Source organism: Streptomyces aquilus (assembly GCF_003955715.1).
Taxonomy (GTDB): Bacteria; Actinomycetota; Actinomycetes; order Streptomycetales; family Streptomycetaceae; genus Streptomyces; species Streptomyces aquilus.
Genome location: NZ_CP034463.1, coordinates 5,679,921 through 5,699,484 on the forward strand (window position 1 = coordinate 5,679,921; position 19,564 = coordinate 5,699,484).

The 19,564-nt window shown below is 63.1% G+C and carries 21 protein-coding genes and 1 tRNA gene; 16 read left to right on the forward strand and 6 right to left on the reverse strand.

The features are described from left to right. Positions 1–523: 523 nt before the first annotated feature. Together EJC51_RS26035 and EJC51_RS49405 are read right to left on the reverse strand one after the other, a co-directional pair. Entirely contained in the window at positions 524–925 is a 402-nt protein-coding gene (locus tag EJC51_RS26035; RefSeq protein ID WP_126273298.1) for a hypothetical protein, read from the reverse strand. A gap of 286 nt (positions 926–1,211) precedes the next feature. Then, positions 1,212–2,417: a VOC family protein gene (locus tag EJC51_RS49405; protein WP_341870667.1), complete on the reverse strand. Its 1,206-nt coding sequence runs from the start codon at positions 2,415–2,417 to the stop codon at positions 1,212–1,214. 605 nt (positions 2,418–3,022) lie between these two features. Between EJC51_RS49405 and EJC51_RS26045 the strand changes: the two genes are divergently transcribed. The 6 genes from EJC51_RS26045 (at position 3,023) to EJC51_RS26070 (ending at position 10,693) form a co-directional block, all read left to right on the forward strand. Further along, positions 3,023–3,466 (forward strand): hypothetical protein, encoded by a 444-nt coding sequence (locus EJC51_RS26045; RefSeq protein WP_244362853.1) that lies wholly within the window; start codon positions 3,023–3,025, stop codon positions 3,464–3,466. 454 nt (positions 3,467–3,920) lie between these two features. Then, positions 3,921–4,670: a transposase family protein gene (locus tag EJC51_RS26050; protein WP_126273300.1), complete on the forward strand. Its 750-nt coding sequence runs from the start codon at positions 3,921–3,923 to the stop codon at positions 4,668–4,670. A gap of 596 nt (positions 4,671–5,266) precedes the next feature. Further along, positions 5,267–6,658, forward strand: coding sequence for a class I SAM-dependent DNA methyltransferase (locus EJC51_RS26055; protein WP_126273301.1), 1,392 nt, complete (start codon positions 5,267–5,269; stop codon positions 6,656–6,658). Positions 6,659–6,669: 11 nt separating this feature from the next. Then, positions 6,670–8,283, forward strand: coding sequence for a restriction endonuclease subunit S (locus EJC51_RS26060; protein ID WP_126273302.1), 1,614 nt, complete (start codon positions 6,670–6,672; stop codon positions 8,281–8,283). Beyond that, positions 8,283–9,827, forward strand: a complete 1,545-nt coding sequence (locus tag EJC51_RS26065) for an AAA family ATPase (RefSeq protein WP_126273303.1) — start codon at positions 8,283–8,285, stop codon at positions 9,825–9,827. The genes EJC51_RS26060 and EJC51_RS26065 overlap by 1 nt, the downstream gene beginning before the upstream one ends. 11 nt (positions 9,828–9,838) lie before the next feature. Beyond that, positions 9,839–10,693, forward strand: coding sequence for an HNH endonuclease family protein (locus tag EJC51_RS26070; protein ID WP_126273304.1), 855 nt, complete (start codon positions 9,839–9,841; stop codon positions 10,691–10,693). A gap of 350 nt (positions 10,694–11,043) precedes the next feature. Here EJC51_RS26070 and EJC51_RS48835 read toward each other — a convergent pair whose 3' ends face one another. The 3 genes from EJC51_RS48835 to EJC51_RS26085 are packed head-to-tail and all read right to left on the reverse strand — an operon-like array spanning position 11,044 to position 12,303. Beyond that, entirely contained in the window at positions 11,044–11,427 is a 384-nt protein-coding gene (locus EJC51_RS48835) for a hypothetical protein (RefSeq protein ID WP_126273305.1), read from the reverse strand. Then, positions 11,421–11,849 (reverse strand): ATP-binding protein, encoded by a 429-nt coding sequence (locus tag EJC51_RS26080; RefSeq protein WP_126273306.1) that lies wholly within the window; start codon positions 11,847–11,849, stop codon positions 11,421–11,423. The genes EJC51_RS48835 and EJC51_RS26080 overlap by 7 nt, the downstream gene beginning before the upstream one ends. Before the next feature lie 46 nt (positions 11,850–11,895). Continuing rightward, entirely contained in the window at positions 11,896–12,303 is a 408-nt protein-coding gene (locus EJC51_RS26085; protein ID WP_126277137.1) for an NUDIX hydrolase, read from the reverse strand. 107 nt (positions 12,304–12,410) lie between these two features. Between EJC51_RS26085 and EJC51_RS26090 the strand changes: the two genes are divergently transcribed. The 10 genes from EJC51_RS26090 to EJC51_RS26135 all read left to right on the forward strand — a co-directional run bounded on the left by EJC51_RS26090 (position 12,411) and on the right by EJC51_RS26135 (position 19,309). Further along, positions 12,411–13,199, forward strand: a complete 789-nt coding sequence (locus tag EJC51_RS26090; protein WP_126273307.1) for a GntR family transcriptional regulator — start codon at positions 12,411–12,413, stop codon at positions 13,197–13,199. Positions 13,200–13,367: 168 nt separating this feature from the next. Then, complete coding sequence (locus EJC51_RS26095; RefSeq protein WP_126273308.1) at positions 13,368–13,727, forward strand: SCO3933 family regulatory protein; 360 nt, start codon at positions 13,368–13,370, stop codon at positions 13,725–13,727. Continuing rightward, complete coding sequence (locus tag EJC51_RS26100; RefSeq protein ID WP_126273309.1) at positions 13,727–15,103, forward strand: FtsK/SpoIIIE domain-containing protein; 1,377 nt, start codon at positions 13,727–13,729, stop codon at positions 15,101–15,103. Before EJC51_RS26095 ends, EJC51_RS26100 begins: the two co-directional genes overlap by 1 nt. Before the next feature lie 81 nt (positions 15,104–15,184). Further along, entirely contained in the window at positions 15,185–15,811 is a 627-nt protein-coding gene (locus tag EJC51_RS26105) for a DUF2637 domain-containing protein (protein ID WP_126273310.1), read from the forward strand. A gap of 13 nt (positions 15,812–15,824) precedes the next feature. Continuing rightward, positions 15,825–16,016: a mobile element transfer protein gene (locus tag EJC51_RS26110; protein ID WP_126273311.1), complete on the forward strand. Its 192-nt coding sequence runs from the start codon at positions 15,825–15,827 to the stop codon at positions 16,014–16,016. 15 nt (positions 16,017–16,031) lie between these two features. Further along, entirely contained in the window at positions 16,032–16,226 is a 195-nt protein-coding gene (locus tag EJC51_RS26115) for a hypothetical protein (RefSeq protein ID WP_126273312.1), read from the forward strand. 25 nt (positions 16,227–16,251) lie between these two features. Then, positions 16,252–16,494, forward strand: coding sequence for a SpdD protein (locus EJC51_RS26120; RefSeq protein ID WP_126273313.1), 243 nt, complete (start codon positions 16,252–16,254; stop codon positions 16,492–16,494). 141 nt (positions 16,495–16,635) lie between these two features. Further along, complete coding sequence (locus tag EJC51_RS26125) at positions 16,636–17,934, forward strand: replication initiator (RefSeq protein WP_208870834.1); 1,299 nt, start codon at positions 16,636–16,638, stop codon at positions 17,932–17,934. Then, positions 17,931–18,143, forward strand: a complete 213-nt coding sequence (locus tag EJC51_RS26130; RefSeq protein WP_126273315.1) for an excisionase family DNA-binding protein — start codon at positions 17,931–17,933, stop codon at positions 18,141–18,143. Before EJC51_RS26125 ends, EJC51_RS26130 begins: the two co-directional genes overlap by 4 nt. After that, entirely contained in the window at positions 18,143–19,309 is a 1,167-nt protein-coding gene (locus tag EJC51_RS26135; RefSeq protein WP_126273316.1) for a tyrosine-type recombinase/integrase, read from the forward strand. Before EJC51_RS26130 ends, EJC51_RS26135 begins: the two co-directional genes overlap by 1 nt. A 79-nt stretch (positions 19,310–19,388) precedes the next feature. On the opposite strand, the gene EJC51_RS26140 is transcribed toward EJC51_RS26135, so the two are convergent. Beyond that, positions 19,389–19,462: transfer RNA gene (locus tag EJC51_RS26140), tRNA-Gly, on the reverse strand. Positions 19,463–19,564: the final 102 nt, after the last annotated feature.

The following is a 19,564-nucleotide window of genomic DNA, read 5'->3' on the forward strand; positions in this document are numbered from 1 at the left end:
GAGTCGGCCGATGGACTCATGACGGGAGACCCTCGTGCCCGCCCGGCCACCGCCCGCTGCCGGACGTGCCGCACCTCCTCATCAACTCCTCATCATCGACGAACAGTTCGGCCAAGCCAGCGCTCCCCGTTCCTCTGCCCCAGCGGAAGACGCCGGCCATGGCGAGGGTGACGCGTACATGCACGGACACCCCGGCCCACCGGCCGACAGACCAACGCCGCCTCACCGCAGAAATGTCACGCAGAAATTGCGGCCCCCGCCCATCGGCCTGGACGACAAAGAACCCCCGGGCCGGCCTGGGGGTTTCACATGGAGCGGGTGACGAGAATCGAACTCGCGCTGTCAGCTTGGGAAGCTGCGATCACATGCGACCGGTCCGGGCGCTGACCTGGGCGGGCGGATGGTGGGCGCTCCGGTCGAGCTTGGTTGCCTTCACCGTGATTCCCCGCTGTTCCCCGCCCGACCTGGTGCGCTTGTGGTGCGGAGTCGTGCGATGTTCAGCGGATCGTGCGGCTGAGTCGCCTTACCACTTCCGCCACTTGTTTGTGAGCTGGTACCGACCGAGGCCGTGGCGGGCGGTCAAGGCGACCACATCGACGCCGTGCTCGGTGAGCGACTCGTCGATGAAGTCGCACAGCTCTTCTCGTTCGTCGGTTTCGAAGGCGCCGCCGTTGTTGGCGTCGTTCACCTCGTTGAGGGCCAAGACGAAGCGTTCCACCACCGCAAAGACCTGTTCATCGCTGGCCTCGCCAAGTCCCGGAAGTTCGTGCTCAAAGGCGTCGAGGGCTGCGTCGGTCGTCGCAAGCAGCTCCTCGGGATACAGCGCTGCCATGCACGCACACTCGGGGTCCAGGGTGCCGGCGGCGAGTTCCTCGGCTTCTTCGGCTATGCCGTGCCGCCAGTTCGTAGTCGGTCTCTCAGCCATGGGCAGGACCGTACAGGCCAGGACTGACACCGGTACTGAGGCCCGTGTCACTGATGCGCTCTCGGCGCTGGGCGCACGCTTTCCAACTGTGGTGGCGGGATGGCGGGATGTGTTCGGGGGCGTCCACCTGGGTTCATGGGCGGCCAACCGTCAGCGTCGGGACAGCATCGGGACCGGCCTGAACGGCAGTGAACGTAGCTGAATGAGACGGATGGGTGACGACTGTTCAGGCTGTTCATGTCGTCCGGTGCTGGCTGTCCCTTGGCCAGCAGACCATCGGCTCGTCTCACCCGACCGGTGAGTGCAGGGCGACCATGTTCCCCTCGCTATCACGGAAGCAGGCCCCGCGAGCCCCCCGTGCACCCGCGCCTGGGTAGTTCTTGCCGACATCGAAGATCTCGCTGGTCGTCCGCGTTCCATCGAGCGGAGCCGACAGCTCAACTGCTTCGAACACCACGCCGCGCTCCTTTAGGTGTGCAACGACGGGCTCGATGTCGTCGACTTCCCACGCCATTAGCGGGAACGTGCTGCGGAAGACTGCTTCAGACTGGTCTAGTAGGAATTCCACGCCACCGCACCGATACAACAACCCATCGGGTCGTGTCTCGACTGCCTCAAGACCAAGTTGCTCCGAGTAGAAACGCTGCGCCCGGACCAGATTCTGAGCAGGAAGCCTGATTGTTATACGTGCATGGGCTAGAATCTTTTCGTCATCTGCAGAAGAATCCTCAAGAGCCTCGTCCTTCGGGCGGCGTCGAATTCCTGCGTTCCGTTCCAGGATTGACTTGGCGATCTCGTATGCTCTCCGGAAATCGCTCACTTTGTAGCCGTTCAGGAAAGAATTGAGATGCGGAAAATCTGAGCTGTTTTTCAATTTTCGCCAAGCAGGTAGTGGGCAGGTCAGGATATCTGGTATCTCTGGCGGTGCATCTGCGCCTTCCCGAATCAAAGCCTTTAGTTTGTGTGATAAGTATTCCTCGTCGAGCCGTTGCTGTCGGGCCACGGGCAAATAGTTACCCTCGTACTCTTTAACCAGATGCTTCAAATCCTTGCGCATGCGCCCCAGGGCTTCCCTCAGGGGTATTTCTTCATGGACCTGAGGGGAAGACATGATGCGCCGTATCACTTCTCGCACCCCACTGACCTGCTGAACCTGGTCAGAATACGTCTTTGCTGTGGCGTGTGCCGATAACATGCGGACAGCTAGCTGAACTTTGTCGTGTGCGGAAATCAAATCTTGCAATAGTTCTGTCCAGGCTTCCCGCTGAGCGCGAGCGAGGTCGGCTTGCCGAAGTACGGAACTAACCACGCCTGTCCCGGCGAATACTGAAGCGAGCTGCAGTAACCACTTACCTAATTCAGTAGGAGTGTCGCTCGGTTGTCCGATATTCAGTAGAGCGATGCCTGTTGCGGCTGAAGCAAGGGCCAACACGCCCAGAGCGACTGCCAGTTTCCCCAACCCTGATGTTCGCTGCGCTGTCCGCCTGCTCATGCCGTCAGCGTGTCACTGAATCAATATTCCGTCCAGTCGAGTCATTGATCGCGCTGTGGAACGATTGAGGAATTTGTGCGGAGCCTTGAATTGATGTGTTGTCTGGGGACGATGAGAACGCGATCAATACTCTCTCAACCCGGACCATGATGCTGGTCTTGCTCCGAGACCCAAGCGAGACGATGCGACCTGAGCTTGGGAAGCTCGTGTCTCCTGGTGGCGGATTACTGTGTTGACCTGCGGCCAACGGAGCTGGCGCCCCAGGTGAGCTGCCTCTCGATTCCCCGGTATTCCTTGTGGTTCCCCGTACAACCTGGCACGCGTCTGGCACGACTTCTTCGCCCCGGACTCTCGGCAGGGGACATTGTGGTCGCGTCTCGTTGGCGTGCCGCGGTGGGTACGCAGAGAACCATGGTGCTGTCGTCGTTTCGTAGGGGAGGATGCAAGAGAGTGCCAACGATCGAGAGCACGACGGGGCAGGGATGAGCCAGGGAGAATCTGAGCCTGCGGTCGGAGTTGTCAAGCCGACGGGCCAGGGGGCACGCGACGCCTGGGGGTCAGAGGCGTACTTGATCCTCGTAGGCGTAGCGCAGACATACCACGCAGTGATCACTTACAAGGAGTTGGCGGAAGAGATCCAGAGTCGCACTGGTATTCGGACCAAGACTCTCCTGCACAACTGGATCGGTCCGATCTTGGGCTGGGTGGTGCGTGAAGCCCACCGTCGCGGCGACCCACCACTGACAGCTCTGGTGGTCCATACAGACGACGGCAAGGTAGGCAGCGGCTACAAGGAAGTTCTGGTGGTCGCCGGAGAGCCGCCGGTAGATGACGAGCTGGAACGTGAGCACCACGCTGCCGACGCCCGCCTTGATTGCTACCGCCATTTTGGGGCGACCTTGCCGCCTGGCGGCGGTGTGCCGGCCCTCGCCCCCAGACTGCAAGCCGCCGTCGAACGCCGTCGCGAGCGCACCGATAAGCCCGCCCGGATATGTGAGCGCTGCTTCGTCCAACTGCCTTCGACGGGCGTTTGCGATTCGTGCGGATAGCCGACGACTGCTTCGTCCCGAAGCAACTTGGGTGGGGGCGCTGCCTTGGGCCCGCCCGGCTCTCACCTGCGCTGATGGTCCGCAGACGTCCGCGCTCGTCCGCCGCTGTTCGTCGGCGTTGTCACGCAGTTAGACACTCACCCCACGACTCCGACTCACTTCTTGCGGGGCTTGCTCGCCCCTCTTCTTCAGCTCGGTTTGGGCACGCTTCGTCCAGTCACCTTGGTGGAGGTTGCAACGCGACGTGCCCTTCATCGTCTTGTGCGGCAACTGCCTCGATCCGTCGGCCAACCACATTTGCCCTGCTTCCTCTCACCCACGGTCCTTCCCCCTCCCACTGAGGGTTTTCAGAGTGGCCCTCGGACGGGTGACGGCGGGACCGTAAGCAACGGACAGGGTCCCCGTGCCGTTGAGAGAGGTGTCTAGGTCTCAACTCTCCAGCTCAGGAACCCTGTTGGTCCCGCATCCTGCCGCACTCGACCTGCCGCACGCACTCGTGGAGTGGCTGACGATGCTGATCGTCACCCGCGAGGGTGACCGGCGCTGCAAACTCCGGCCGTCCGAACGTGCGGTGATCGCTCTGGCATACCTGCGTCGGCACGACCCCCTGGCTCAGCTCGCCGCGGGTTTCCGTATCTCCGTCGGCACCGCCCACGCGTACGTCACCACCGTCGTCGAGCACCTGGCCGACAAGGCGCCGGGCCTGCTGAAGGTCCTGCGCGAGACAGACCCCGACTACGTTCTCGTGGACGGCACGCTCGCCGAGTGCGACCGGGTCGGCGACGGACGCGCCGACTATTCGACCAAGCACAAGCGGCACGGTGTGAACGTGCAGGTCATCACGGACCCGGCGGGTCGCACGCTGCGGCTCTCGCCCGCCCTGCCCGGCCGCACGCACGATCTGACCGCCGCCCGCACCAACAAGATCATCAGGATATGTGAGCGCCAGGGCGTTCCCGTCCTCGCCGACATGGCCTACATCGGCGCGGGCGAGTGGGTCACCACCCCCAAACGCCGGCCGCCGCAAGGTGAACTCACCCCGACCGAGCGGACGGTCAACCGGGCGCTGTCCGCCGCTCGCGTACCCGTCGAACGAGGAATCGCCCGCCTCAAATCCTGGCGAATCTTCCGCAGAGCCCGATGCAGCCCGAACCGCATGACGTCAATCGCCAAGGCCGTCCTCACCCTGGAGCGGCACCGCTGAAAACCCTCACTGGTTCGCCTTGAGTTCGGACATCCAGCGTCGGGCGCTCTGCCCATGCCGGGCAGGGTGCATGGCTGTTGGCATCGGGCGATCCGGGCGCACGTCGGTAAGTACGACGAACCCCATGGGTTTGCCACCCACCACCGCTTTGAAAGAGAGAGGCTGAATGACCTCACATTTGAACCGCGATTCACCAGTCGAGGGAAAGGGGCAGGTGTCCGACCACGGGGCACCGTGCTGACCGTGGCGACCCCGGTCCATGACCATCCCGAGTGAAGTCGAAGACAGCTGACGTCTTGGTGGCTACCGTTCAAGAGCCCGCCTACCGGATGACCGCAAACACTTCGTGCGAGCGGGGTCGTGCTGCATGGAGGTGGCACGTCGACTCGTGTAGCTGGCGATCCAACCCCGGACGACGCGTCTTTTGGGAGCCAGCTGCCGGGCCCATGCTAGGTCGCCGGCGTAGGAGCATAGGATTTGACAGAATGCATCATCCAGAACGCCGCAAAAACGGGGAAAAACGGGCGAAGAGGGGCGGATGGTGATGTTGTGGGAGCGCGCAAGCCTCCCAGGCAGGTCGGTAACTAGCTGCGGAGATGGCCAACATGCAAGACACTTCAGACGTTACTCGCCGGCTTTGGTCCCTCTGTTCTGTACTTCGCGACGAGGGCGTCACCTATCACGAGTACCTGAATGAATTGTCATACTTGCTATTTCTTAAGTTGGCCGATGAGCTTAAGATTGAGCAACTCATCCCGCGCGAAAGTCGCTGGCAAGCTCTGCGATCGGCACCTTCGTCAGAAGCCCTCGCGACTTACGAACGCACCCTGGTTAACCTCTCCACGGCCAAGTCTCAGATCGTTCGCGAGATTTACGCTGATTCATCTACTCAGGTGCGTAATAGTGCATCGTTGTACAAACTGATCAGCGAAATTGACAACATCGACTGGTATCGGGCAAAGCAGAATGGTCTAGGTGATGTCTATGAAGGATTGATCGAGAAGAACGCACAAGAGTCACGGTATGGCGCAGGGCAATACTTCACTCCTCGACCAGTGGTGGACGCGCTAGTGAAGGTACTCAAACCGACGGGGGGCGAGGCTGTCTATGACCCGGCTACGGGAACTGCTGGCTTCCTAGTTGCCGCAGGTCTATTTGCCCGCTCGATGGGCAGCGGTGACCTCCGGCTGGTCGGGAACGAGTTGGTCCATGACGTGCAACGCATGGCTCTCATGAACCTTCTATTGCACGAGCTACGGGGTGAGATTACGAACGTCGACACTTTGAGTCAGCCCCCTAGAAAACCGGCGGTCGACGTAATCCTCACCAATCCCCCCTTCGGACTGAAGGGTTCGCTGAGTTCGGAGCAGAAGAAGCAACTGGATTTCCCCACGTCCAATAAGCAGCTTGCCTTCATCCAACATTGCTATAAATCGCTTGCGAAGAACGGTCGGGCAGCCATTGTCGTCCCCGACAACGTTCTTTTCGAGTCTGGCGTTGCCTGCTCGATCAGGAGGGTTCTGCTAGATAACTTCCGTCTGCACACGGTGCTGAGCTTGCCCACTGGAATCTTCTATGCAACCGGAATTAGAACTTCAGTGCTTTTCGTCTCAAATGACGGTAGGAGCGATGGGACGTGGTTCTATAACCTGCGCAGCGAAGGGACCACTTATGGGAAACGGCGGCAGCTAACAGACAGCGACCTCGACGACTTCGTCACAGCTTATGGAGAGGACCCGAACGGCAGGAGCCCGCGCAATCCGACTGAAAGATTTCATTACCTTTCTCGTGAAGATATTGCTTCAGACAGTGAACGTCTCGACAAGGCAGAAAAGTTCACGAATGAGAGTTCGACTCAGCCCGGCAACCTGCTGGACTTGACGAATTTGCTCAGCAAGGAACTGGAAACTGCTAGGTCTGCTATCGAATCACTGGAACGAATCTTGGAGGCCTACGGTCTCTCCCGCACTTCGGCCGAGACTTCTTAAGGGGCCAGCGAATGATTGACCATCTCAACTTTCCACAAGGCTGGTCCACGTGCCTAGTGGGCGAGGCTGGCGAAGCAATTGTGGGTCAGCAGCGTACCCCTGCTGCAGCAAACGGTCCCGACAACCGGCCTTATCTGCGGGTGGCGAACGTCTTCGATGACTGCTTGGACTTGGAAGAACTTGCGACCATGTCCTTCTCGCCCGAAGCCCGGCTACGCTACCGACTTCAGGCTGGCGATGTACTTCTGTGTGAGGGGCAAAGCAGAGAGCTAGTTGGCCGTTGCGCATTGTTCAATGGAGAGGTTGAGGAGCTTTACTTCCAGAATCATGTTATTCGATTCAGGCCACATGAAGAAATTCACCCAGACTTTGCCCTTCTGGTTTTTCGCGCCTACCAATATAGTGGTATTTTCTCTGCTCTAGCCCGGGGGACGACCAACATCGTCAATCTCGGTCTCAAGCGTTTCCGTGGCCTTCCCTTTCCGGTACCACCCCTTGAGGTTCAGCGGGAAATTTCTGAACGGTCCCGACAGGTACAGGACCTTCTTGATCTGACAACGGATGCGTTGCAGAAAACCTCCCCTATGGTTTCCGACCTGCCGCAGAAAGTGCGTGATCGGATAATCCTAGGTGATACTTGTTTGGATCTAGACACTACCCCGGAGCTGAATGAAGGGGAATGGAGGAAGGCCAGCGAGGTAGTTGGTGAATCGTCGCCAATCGTCTATGGGATTCTCCAACCTGGACCGGACATTTCTGGTGAAGATGGGGTGCCTTACATCCGGGGACAGGATCTTCGAGAAGGAGAAATTCTAGAGCAGCAGCTAAGGCGCACCAGTCCCGAGATTGCGCAAAAGTATGAGCGGTCGGCATTGCGGCCGGGCGATGTACTGCTGGGGATCATTCGTCACACGCGTGTAGCCATCGTTCCTCAGGAGCTTGACGGTGCGCAGATCACTCAAGGGACCGCGCGACTCAGGCCGGCCGCCGAAATCGATAGTTCATTCTTGGCTCATTGGTTGGCAAGTGGTGCTGCCCAGGCTTGGCTACGTGGTCGTATGCGAGGTATCAATATGCCTGGCCTAAACCTCGCTGACGTGAGGCAGCTCCCAGTGCCGCTTTTCAGCGTCGAGAAACAGCGTGAACTAGTAACACTGTTGGACGATGCAATCGCGGAGTTGGACCTACTGCGAGAGAAGATTGAAACAGGCCTCAATCGATCTAACATGATTGAGCGTGCTCTGATTGTCTCGCTGGCATATGGGGCACTGGCAGAAGAGATTTCCAGAGAGCAACCCGGCAGAGGCACCTCCGCTAACCTGGTATCCAGCCTACGGGCAAAAGCCGGAAATGAGTCTCGAGAAAGCAGGAAGAAGGCAGTGGTTGCAAAGAAGCGGACACCGGCTAAGGCGAACATTAAGGTGACACCCAGCAGGGACCGGCTTATTGAGGCTCTGCGGGCTGCAGGAACAAGGGCTACTCCCGAAGAGCTTTACGCTTCCTTGGCCTTGACCGAACAGGACATCGATGAGTTCTACTCGTTGCTGCGGGAGCTCGAGACAAATGGCCTCGTGCAGGTGCACCGACCGGATGACACTTCGGTCTTCCTTGAGGTGTCGTCCTGATGCGTCTCCTTGAGGTAGAAATCCCAAGGTTCAAGAATCTTCGAGATTTCCGCGTAGAGTTCGCCGGCGCCTCAGGTGTATCGGTACTTGTCGGGAGGAACGGCGCTGGAAAGTCCAACCTGCTAGAGGCGATAACACTCATCTTCCGTGATTTGGATCTGGGTGTGGCACCATCTTTCGCCTACCGAATCCGATATCTAGTACGCCAGTACGACGTCGACGTGTCGGCCACAGAACAGGATGGACGCTACCGCCTTAACTGTTTGGTCGGAGGCGAGCCCGTCCCGGCTAGCCGCTTCACCGGGGCGGCCGGAGCACGATACCGTCCGCAGCATGTATTCGGTTACTACTCAGGTCCAAGTAATCGCCTGGAAGACCACTTCGTGGCTCACCAAGAGCGATTTTATAAGGACCTGGTTGGTGGTAACGACAAGCCCATTAGGCCGCTATTCTATGCACGTAATGTTCATTCAAACTTCGTGCTCCTCGCCTTTTTTCTGGATGATGATCCTGCAGTGCAGTCTCTGCTTAAGGACCATCTGGGGATTCAAGGACTTGATTCTGCATTGTTTGTTATGCAGAAACCATCCTGGAACAGTCATGACGGCGATCCGCGGTTTTGGAATGCGCGCGGTACCGTACGGGGGTTGCTTGACAGCCTCTATCGGCTTGCCCTCGCTCCGCTACGTATGAAAACCCGCGTTAGGACTGGATTTAATAGTCACGTTCGATCCGAACATCTGTTCCTCTACTTGCCTAGCCTCGACAGAGTTAGAGAATTGGCCAGCAGCTACGAAACTAACCAGGAGTTCTTCAAGGCCCTGGAGAGCACGTATATCTCCGAGCTGATCAACGACGTGCGTATCCGGGTCTCCATTAATAAAGCTGATGCACCACTGACTTTCAGAGAGCTCAGCGAGGGTGAGCAGCAACTGTTGCTGGTTCTTGGTCTCATGCGGTTCACCAAAGAAGAGGAGTCATTGTTCCTCCTCGACGAACCGGATACTCATCTCAATCCGGCTTGGAGTGTTCAATACAAACAGTTCCTGCATGATTTCGGGGGGTTGGATGCTGGGTCTCAGGTCCTCATGGCAACTCACGACCCCTTGGTTGTAGCCAGCCTTACCAAGGATGAGGTCAGAATCCTACAGCGCCGGGAAGGCGGTCAGATTCTTGCTCTTGAGCCGTTGGAAGATCCCCGAGGCATGGGTGTTGGAGCTTTGCTCACGAGTGATGTTTACGGCCTCCGCTCACAGCTGGACTTGGAGACTCTGAGGAAGCTGGACCGTAAGCGGGAGCTCGCAGCACAAGAGACTGACCTGACTGTTGAAGAGGAACAGGAGCTTTCTTCCCTAGGTCATGAACTGAGGGACCTCGGCCTATTGTTCGAAAACCGAGACCCGGAGTTTCAGGAGTTCTTGCGGGCCAAGCTTCGCACACAGAGTCAGCCGCAAGACGAGGTCGTCCTGTCACGCGAGGAGATTGAGCAGAATAGGCGGGAGGCTGCTGAACTCGTGCGTGATCTATTTGATGTTGACGATTGAGGGGGGCGAATTTGATATTCGTTGACATCGAAGAAGTGGGACTCCGTCTCAGTGCATCCTGGCTTGCGTCTGCCAGGAAACTGAAGAAGGACCTTGCGGCGGCAAAAAGCGCAAAAGACAGGGCACGCATTATCGATGAGAATAGTAAGCTCTGGCGTGAGCTAAAGGCTGACCTTGCGGCCGTGAGTCACGGTAAGTGTTGGTACTGCGAAACGCGAGATCATCGCTCAGACAACGCGGTTGACCATTACCGCCCGAAGTCCTCAGTTAAAGGAACCGACCATCCGGGCTATTGGTGGCTGGCATTTGACTATGAGAACTTCCGTTTCGCTTGCACTTTCTGTAACTCGTGGCGTAATGGGCCTGACGGCACTGCTGGGGGTAAATCAGATTATTTCCCTGTCCTAGCTGGATCCGAGCGGGCTAAGGGTCCTGATGACATCCTGTCCGAGGAGATTCCACTCCTGATTGACCCCTGCTCCGCGACTGATGTTGCCCTGCTGTGGTTCGATGAAACGGGCCAGGTATCCGCCAATCCTCTTAGGGTTGATCTCGACAATGCTGGTGACGAAAAGGTGACTACTTCCACCAAGTATTATCATTTGGATCACGTGCCCCTAGTGGAGGCGCGTCGCGCGGTTTACGCCCAAATCCTGAAGCTTTGCGACGATGCTGACAAGGCGCAAAGGCGATGGAATGCATCGAAACAGTCGTCGGCGCGTGACCGTTATCGAGAAGCTATGAATGACCTGGCGCGATCGTTGAAGCGGACTAGAGAGTATTCGGCCGTGGCTATGTGTGCAATTCGGAGTCATCGAGCGACAAGTGATTCGGCACGGATTGTCTTCGATTTCCTGAACAGATAGCTCGAAAAGGTCGGCGGAGCGGCTTTGGGCTGGAGCTGCTTTGGCGCGAGTGATCATGGCCCCGTAAGCTTCCGGCGCGTCGGGCAGTCTGTGGACCTGCCCGGTAAAGCACGACGTTGGGGCCATGATCTTCGAGGCTCGCGCCAAAGTGGCTGCCTAAAGCCGTGGAGCCGACCGCCCCAGCCACGACGTACCCCTTCTCTGGCATCAGGCGGCTGCATGCTTTGAGCGCGGCACGGGCGCCGGCCGGGCTGGAGCGGGGCGGAGACAGGAGCGCAGGCCCGGCCGGGGGCCGGGCCGCGCGCGGGGAGCGGAGCGAGCCGCCTTGAACTAGTAGAGAAAGTTGTAACTCAGTCGGGCGTGTGGGGCTTGAAGTCGTTTGCGCAGGCTGGGAGTTCGGCGCCTTGGCGGTGGGCGAGTGGTAGGAAGATCGCTGGTCGGATCGTCCATGTGATGCGGGTGTGGTCCTGGGTGATCGTGACCGTGCAGGGCTCGGAGCGTAAGAGGGCTTGCCGGGTTGCGATGCGGCCCTGGGAGAGCCAGGCCCACGCAACGTCCGAGGCGTCTGAGTCCAGCACGGGGGAGATCGTGCGGAGCGTGACTGCTACCCATCTGTCCGCCTGGGGAGCCGAGTAGGCGTCGAAGGATGCCCGGAGCGCTGGCCGCTCCTCCCCGGCCAGGTCCTGGGTCCAGCATTCGCACCAGTAGCCGCGGCGGGGTCCGTTCGTCAGCACGGGTGGCCTCCCATGCGGGCGTGGGTGAAGAGTTCCGCGGTGACGGTGTGGCCGCCGTCGCTGTCGTGGACCACGACCCGGTGAGCGATGACGCTGACCATGCCCAAGCCCCGGCCGTGCTCGGCCTCCTGGTCCTGGTGCTCGACCTTCGGGGCCGTCCCGGTGCCGCCGTCGTCCGTGACCGACACCGCGACCACTTGCGCCGACACCGCCACAGCCAGATGGAAGCTGCCTGCCTCCCGGCCGCTGGCGGTGTGCAGGATCGCGTTGGCGCTCAGTTCGCTCACGATCAGTTCCGCGTCTTCCGCGAGTGGCGATCCGCGCAGGATGTCGCGGGTCCAGCGGCGGGCCCGGCTCACCTCTTCCGGAAATCCTGGGCAAGTGAGCCCCCAGACCCGGGCTGTACTCGTATACTCGTGCATACAAGTTCCTTCGTGCTGGTAGGCCGCCATGTGCAGCGGGTTCGGGCTAGACGAGTTTCACGCCGTCGTGGGCGCGGATGGCCGGCGGGGACGTTGCGTCGAGTGCGTCCAGGACGCGGATGGCATACGCCTCGTCGGAGAGTTCGGAGACTTCTTCGCGGGTGGCCCAGCGCAGTGCGCGGGTTTCGTCGCCGGTGGTGGGCGTGCCGTCGGCGGCCTGGCAGCGGAAGACCAGGGAGACGATCAGGCCCGTCATGTTCTTGTAGACGCCGGTCAGGGTCGCCGGAAGTGCGATCTTGATGCCGGTCTCTTCGAGGACTTCACGCTGGAGGGCCTCGGGGATGGTCTCCTCGCGTTCGAGGACGCCGCCCGGGGGTTCCCACTTGCCGTTGTCGCGCCGCTGGATCAGAAGGGCCCGGCCCTGGGCGTCGACGACCACTCCGGCGACGCTCACGGAGTGCGGACGGTCCATGCTCACGTTCCTCGGCCCTCTCGGCTGGCTAGGCTCTCCACCGTAGCAACAAGACTCGCCCACTCGTCTAGATACCTAAAGGAGTACACGTGAGCCCTCTTTCTTCGGGCCTTCTCGGTGATCTCGACCCCACGAGTGATCGTGCGGTCTTCCGCCAGATCGCCGACCAACTGCGTGAGGCCATCGACCGTGGGCGATTCAGGGAGGGCGAGAAGCTGCCCTCGGAAGCAGAGCTTGTCGATCATTACGGGGTATCCCGTATGACGGTCCGAAACTCCTTCTCTATCCTCCAGGGGGAAGGGCTCGTGCACGCCGAGCACGGCAAGGGCGTCTTCGTGCGGCCCCGGCCGCCCGTGCGGCGACTCGCCTCCGACCGGTTCGCGCGGCGACACCGCGAGCAGGGCAAGTCTGCCTTCATCGTCGAAGCCGACACGGTCGGCAGTCACCCCCAGGTCGACAGCCTTGAGGTCAAGGAAGAGAAGGCCAGCCAGGACATCTCCACCCGGCTCGGCTCCGTACGGCGCGTCCTCGCCCGGCGGCGCCGGTATCTCCTCGACGGGCGCCCGGTCGAGTTCGCCACCTCCTACCTGCCCCTCGACATCGCCCGCGGGACGCAGATCGCCGAACCCAACCCGGGACCCGGTGGCATCTACGCCCGCCTCGAAGAACTCGGCCACCGCCTCGACCACTTCGAGGAGGAGATCCGCGCCCGGATGCCCTCGCCGGCCGAAGTGAAGACGCTCCGCCTGGCCTCCGGCGTGCCCGTCATCCACCTCGTCCGGACCGCCTTCGACACCGAGGGGCGAGCCGTGGAGGTCTGCGACACCGTGATGGCGGCTGACGCATACGTGCTGTCGTACCAGCTTCCGGCGACCTGATCGTCATGGTTTGCGGTGGTGCGCGGGGTCGGTTCTCGGACTCGTACACCTCAACAGGCATACTCGTATAGACGAGTGGGCAAGTTGAGTGGCAGAGTGGTCCACGCGAACTCGGAGATCGGGTTCGCAGGACGCATCATGTATAGACGAGTAGATAGGACAACTCCCTTGCGTACCATCCGCGTTGAAACCTCCGCTGCGACGATCCTGCTGACCGAGGCCCCTGAGCCGAAGGTCCGCGACCGTCAGACCGGCGAGCGGGCCACCGACACTGTCAGCGGTGAGCCGCTGATGACCGTCGGCGTCGTCTACATCGAGGACGGCGAATCGTCGCTGATCAAGGTCACCATCCCCGAGGGCGGCATCGCTGACGGGCTGGCCCTCGGCTCGCCCGTCTCGCTGCCGGGGCTCATCGCCCGGCCGTGGGAAAGCGTCTTCAACGGCCAGCAGCGCCACGGCATCGCCTACCGCGCCGCCGCCATCACCCCGGCCGCCTTCCCGGCTGCCGCGAGCGGGGCCGCTGCCTGATGACCGACATAGCGACGTTCCTGGAGGTGGGTGGTCCTGTCGCCGCGCTCAGCGGCGGGGCCGCCTACGCCCGGGCCAGGCACCCGGCCGTCTACTGGTCCGCCGTGGGCCTGCCGGTCTCCACCGCCCGGCTGCTCGGCTCGTACGCCTCCGTCATGGAGGCATGCGGCCTGACCGTTGCCCCGTCCCGGCTGCGGGTCCTCGCGGTCAAGGCCACCACCAACCGAGAGATACGACCCGTCCCGCCCCGTCGGGGCCTCATCCGGCCCACCGCGACCGGACTGCGGATACGGCTCCGGCTCGCCCCCGGGCAGGAACCCGCCGACGTCGCGGCCTCCGCCGAACGGCTGCGGCACGCCTGGGGCGTTCACGCCGTCTACGTCACCACCGTCAAGCCCGGCGTTGTCGAACTCCGGCTCGTCGGGTACGACGTTCTGCGCCGCGTACGGATGCCCCGCAAGGTTGACAGCGGGCACCTGCGCATCCCGGTCGCGCTCCGCGAGGACGCCATCCCCTTCGTACGCGACTACCGCACCATTCCCCACCAACTCACCCTCGGCGCCACCCTGTCCGGCAAGTCCATGTACCTGCGCCACCTGATCACCGGACTCGCCCCGCAGCCAGTTGCCCTCGTCGGCATCGACTGCAAGCGCGGCGTCGAACTGGCGCCCTTCGCACCCCGGCTCTCCGCACTCGCCACCGACCCGGAACAGGCCGCCGAGCTGCTGCCCGCACTCGTCCAGGAAATGGAGGACCGCTACGACCTGATCAAGGCCCGCCAGGGCATCGCCCCCGGCATCCCCGACGAGGAGATCACCTCCGACATCTGGGGCCTGCCGGAGCACGAACGCCCCACCCCCATCATGCTGTTCGTCGACGAGGTCGCCGAACTCTTCCTCGTCGCCACCAAGAAGGACGAGGAACGCCGCGACGAGATGGTCACCCAACTCATCCGCCTCGCCCAACTCGGCCGCGCCGCCGGCATCTACCTCGAAGTCTGCGGACAGCGCTTCGGCGCCGAACTTGGCAAGGGCGCCACCATGCTGCGCGCCCAGCTGACCGGCCGCGTCTGCCACCGAGTCAACGACGAAGCCTCCGCCAAGATGGCCCTCGGCGACATCGCCCCGGAAGCGGTCATGGCCCCCTGCGCCATCGCCCCCGAACGCCCCGGCCTGGCCGTCGCCGGTGACACCTCCGGCGGCTGGTCCCGCATCCGCACGCCGTACCTATCCCTCGGCGACGCCGCCGACATCTGCCAGGACACCGCGCACCTGGTGCCCGACCTGTCGGCACTCAAGCCGTTCCGGCCCCACGTGCCGGTACGACCGGTCGAAGCACCGACCGTCGTCATCCGGCCGTACCAGATGCCCGACTGACCTCCACCCCTCCCCGGTCGGCGTGACCTTCTCGCGCCACGTCCCTACCCCTCCCATGCCTGAACCCGGAAGGAGCCGCTCATGCGCGCCCAACTGGCCCGCGTCGACGCGGTGCTCGTCCAGGCGCTGATCGCCGCCGCGCTGTCCTTCGCTCACATCCACGACATCGCCTCTGCGGCAGGACAGGACGGATGGAAAGCGTGGGCCTACCCCGTCTCCGTCGACCTGCTGCTCGTCGCCGCCTGGCGTCGACTCCGGTCCGGTGAGGCGAAATCGTCCGGGTGGTGCTGGTTCGTCATCGCACTCGCCGCCTCTCTCGGCGCGAACGTCGCCACCGCCGGATTGCTCGACCTGGACCAGGTGCCGGCGTGGCTGCGCATCCTCGTCGCGGGCTGGCCCGCGGTCGCCTTCCTCGGCGGAACGCTCCTCGCCCACTCCACCACGACGACGAAACCGGCCAACGACACCGAGGTCATCGAGGACCAGGAGGACGCGCCCGAACCCACCCCCGAGCCACCCGCCCAACCAGCCATCGAAGGGCCGCCCAAGCGCCCCGCCGTACCCGTCCCGGCCGCCCTGGTCGACCACGCCCGCAAGGTCGCCACCGAACACCACACCCGCACCGGCATCCCGATCGACACCCCAACCCTCCGCGCCCGCCTCGGCGTCCCCGAGCCCATGGCCGAAGCCATCGCAGCCCAGCTCTGAAAGGAGAGGCCACATGCCCGCCAACCGCCGCTTCCGCAACGTCACCCGGACCGGCCCCGTCCAGGTCGCCACGTCGTACGACGACCGGGGCCGGGAGAAGCACACCGCCGCCTGTACCGCTCCGCGCTGCGGCTTCTCCGCCGACTACGACAGCCGTGCCGCCGCCGAACTCGCCGCCCGCACTCACCGCTGCCCCGTCCGCTGAAAGGACCTGCACACCGTGACCGTCAGCCTGCCGCTCGTCGTCGTCCTCGGCTTCTTCGCCTGGGGAGCGGTCAAGTTCCTCGGCGTCCGTACCTGGGTCGTCGTACTGATCGCCCTCTTCGGCTTCTGGCTCCCGCAGACCTTCTTCGCCCCCGCCATCGAGTCCGGCACGCGCACCGGCGTGGACGTCATAAACAGCTCACATACCTAGACGAGTAGATGAGGAGAGATCGACCGTGCTGCTGCCCAAGTACCCCGACAACCCGACACCGCCGCCCGCACACACCCACGCCCCCACCGACCCGGCACCCGTCCAGCGCTCGCTCCCGTCGGTCTCCATCGACCACAAGACGATCGCGGCCCTGGTCGTCGGCGGTGTCGTCCTCACCGCGCTCCTGGCCGCCGTCGCCGTCACGGCCATCTCGGTAGCCGTGGCCGCCGTCGTCCTTCGCTCGATGCTCCGCGACCAGCGGCGCTGAACCCCGCCAGACCGCCGGGGCGGCGTCGCTCGACTAAGCATCACGCCGCCCCGGGGCCTGTTCCTCCCGACCGAGTCAGCCAGAAGGAGAAACGCCATCTTCACCCGCACCACTCCGGCCCCACTCCCGGAACTTGCGAACCTGGCCGCACAGGGCACGCTCCCCGGTTTCCTCCGCCAACTCTCCACCCTCGGCGGCTGCACCCACCCGATCCGTCTCGACGGCCACCGCACCGAGTACGACGTCGACACCACCACCGGCGAGATCGGCGCCGTCCTCCACCACCTCGACTCCACAGACCTCCCTGCCGGCCAGCTCCTCGTCCGCTGCAACAACCGCCGCACCACCCGCTGCCCGGCCTGCGCGGAGGTCTACCGCCGCGACACCTTCCAACTGATCACGGCCGGACTGCGCGGAGGCAAGGGCACCCCGGAACAAGTCGGCGCCCACCCGCGCGTCTTCGCCACCTTCACGGCCCCCGGCTTCGGCCCGGTCCACAACCGCCGCACCGACGGCCGCCCCTGCCGCTGCGGCATCCACCACGACCAGGACGACGAGACACTCGGCACCCCGCTCAACTCGGACACCTACGACTACGAAGCAGCCGTCCTCTGGAACGCCCACGCCGGACAGCTCTGGCGGCGCTTCTCGACGTACCTGCGCCGGGAGGTCGCCAAGCGCGCGGGCCTCTCCCAGCGCAGGCTTGGCGACCACGCCCGCGTCTCCTTCGCCAAGGTCGCCGAATACCAGAAACGCGGAGCCGTCCACTTCCACGCGGTCATACGCCTCGACGGCCCCGGCGGAGGAGACACCCCACCCCCGGCCTGGGCCACCGCCGAACTCCTCACCGACGCCATCGAAGCCGCCGCGACCAAGGTCCGCGTGGACGGCCCGACCATCGACGGCCGGGCCCACACCTTCACGTTCGGCCGCCAACTCGACGTCCGCACCATCCGATCCGCCGACTTCAACGACGGCCAGGAACTGACCGAGCGAGCCGTCGCCGCCTACATCGCCAAATACGCCACCAAAGGTGCCGAGACGGCGATGGGAGCTCTAGACCGCCCGCTGAAGTTCGCCGCCGAACTGGCCCAGCTCGACATCAGCGATCACGCCCGCCGCCTCATCCGGACCGCCTGGACCCTCGGCGCCCGCAAGAGCCTCGAACACCTCCGTCTCCGCGCCTGGGCCCACATGCTCGGCTTCCGCGGCCATTTCTCCACCAAGTCCCGCCGCTACTCCACCACCCTCGGCGCCCTCCGCGACGCCCGCGCCGAATGGCACCGCGCACAAGCCGCACCCCCCAACGGCCCCATCACCAACACCACGTACGTCCTCGCGCACTGGGTGTTCGCCGGAACCGGCCTCTCCGACACCGAGGCCTGGCTGTCCGCATCCCTCGACCCTGCCCCCGGAACGGAAGGTGAGCCCACCGCATGACCGACCGCTACCTGTCCGTCGACCAGGTCGCCGAGCTGCTCGGTACGAGCGTCCGATTCCCTCGGCGGCTGATCGAGGAGCGACGCATTCGGTACGTGAAGCTCGGCCGGCATGTGCGTATCCCCGAGAGCGTGGTCGAGGAGTTCATCCGGTCCCGCACCGTCGAGCCGATCAGGCTCCGGCGCACCAGCCTTCGGAGGGCTGCCTGATGGCCAACAAGAAGGGCAGGAGACGCCGCTTCGGCGCGGTGAGGCGGTACAGGTCCGGCCGCTGGACTGCTTCCTACCTCGGCCCTGACGGTGAGCGCATCCGCGCGGAGGAGACGTTCGAGACCAAGAAGGACGCGGAGGTCTGGCTGTCTCAGGTAGAGGCGGATCTCACCCGGGGAGACTGGCGCGCTCCGGACGCCGGATCGGTCAACTTCCGCGTCTACGCCGAGAAGTGGGTCGAGGAACGAGAGTTGTCAGTGCGCACCGTAGACCTCTACGAGGATCTCCTACGGCTCCACATCCTCCCGACCTTCGGTGACCTCGACCTGGATGAGATTACTGCGCCACGCGTCCGCGAATGGCGTGCCGAGAGGCTCCGCACCACCAAAGCCAAGACGACCATCGCCAAGGCGTACCGCCTTCTCAAGGGCATCCTGGAGACAGCGGTCGACGACGACCTGATCAGCCGCAATCCGTGCCGAATCAAGGGAGCGGGCAAGGAGTCAGCCGCCGAACGTCGTATCGCCACCGTCGCCCAGGTCGACGCTCTCGCCGAGGCGATCGGCATCCGCTGGCGCCTCATGGTCTACCTCGGCGCCTACGGTCCGATGCGTCCCGAGGAACTGGCCGGCCTCCGCCGCCGGGACGTCGACGTCGACCACCTCGTGATCCGAGTCCGCGTCGCTGAGCCTGAGCGGACCAACGGCAAGAGGGCTCCCGGCGAGACCAAGTCAGAGGCGGGCGTGCGTGTCGTTGTCCTCCCGCCGTTCCTCCACAAGGAGGTGAAGCAGCACCTCGCCTGGTTCGCCGAGAAGGGGCCCGACGGGCTCGTCTTCGTAGGGGAGAAGGGAGCGCCCTTCCGGCGCACGTCGTTCGGCCGGAAGTGGCGGCGCGCCCGTCCTGCCGCCGGCCTCCCGGACGGCTTCCGTTTCTACGACCTTCGTCACACCGGGCACACCCTTTCGACCCGCTCCGGGGCGACCCTCAAAGACACGATGGTTCGCGCCGGACAGTCCTCTGAGAAAGCCGCGCTGATCTATCAGCACTCCGACGAGGCGCGGCAGCGAGAGGTGGCCGCGGGCCTCGATGACCTGGTCCGCGCCGAGCGTGCGAAGCACCACAAGAACCGCCCCGCGCACCACAGCGAGGAGGTCGCCGATAGCTAATGGTGCGGTTGTGGTGCGCGACCCACCCACCGGTCTAGACAACAAAGAACCCCCGGGTCATCGACCTGGGGGTTTCACATGGAGCGGGTGACGAGAATCGAACTCGCGCTCTCAGCTTGGGAAGCTGATGTTCTACCATTAAACTACACCCGCGTAAGACGCCGGTTCGACCGGTGTCGTAATGCCTCGTCACTCTACCTCATGTCAGACCCCCGGCGCTGAAGCCGTGGGGTCTGAGTGCGTTAACGGGGTGTG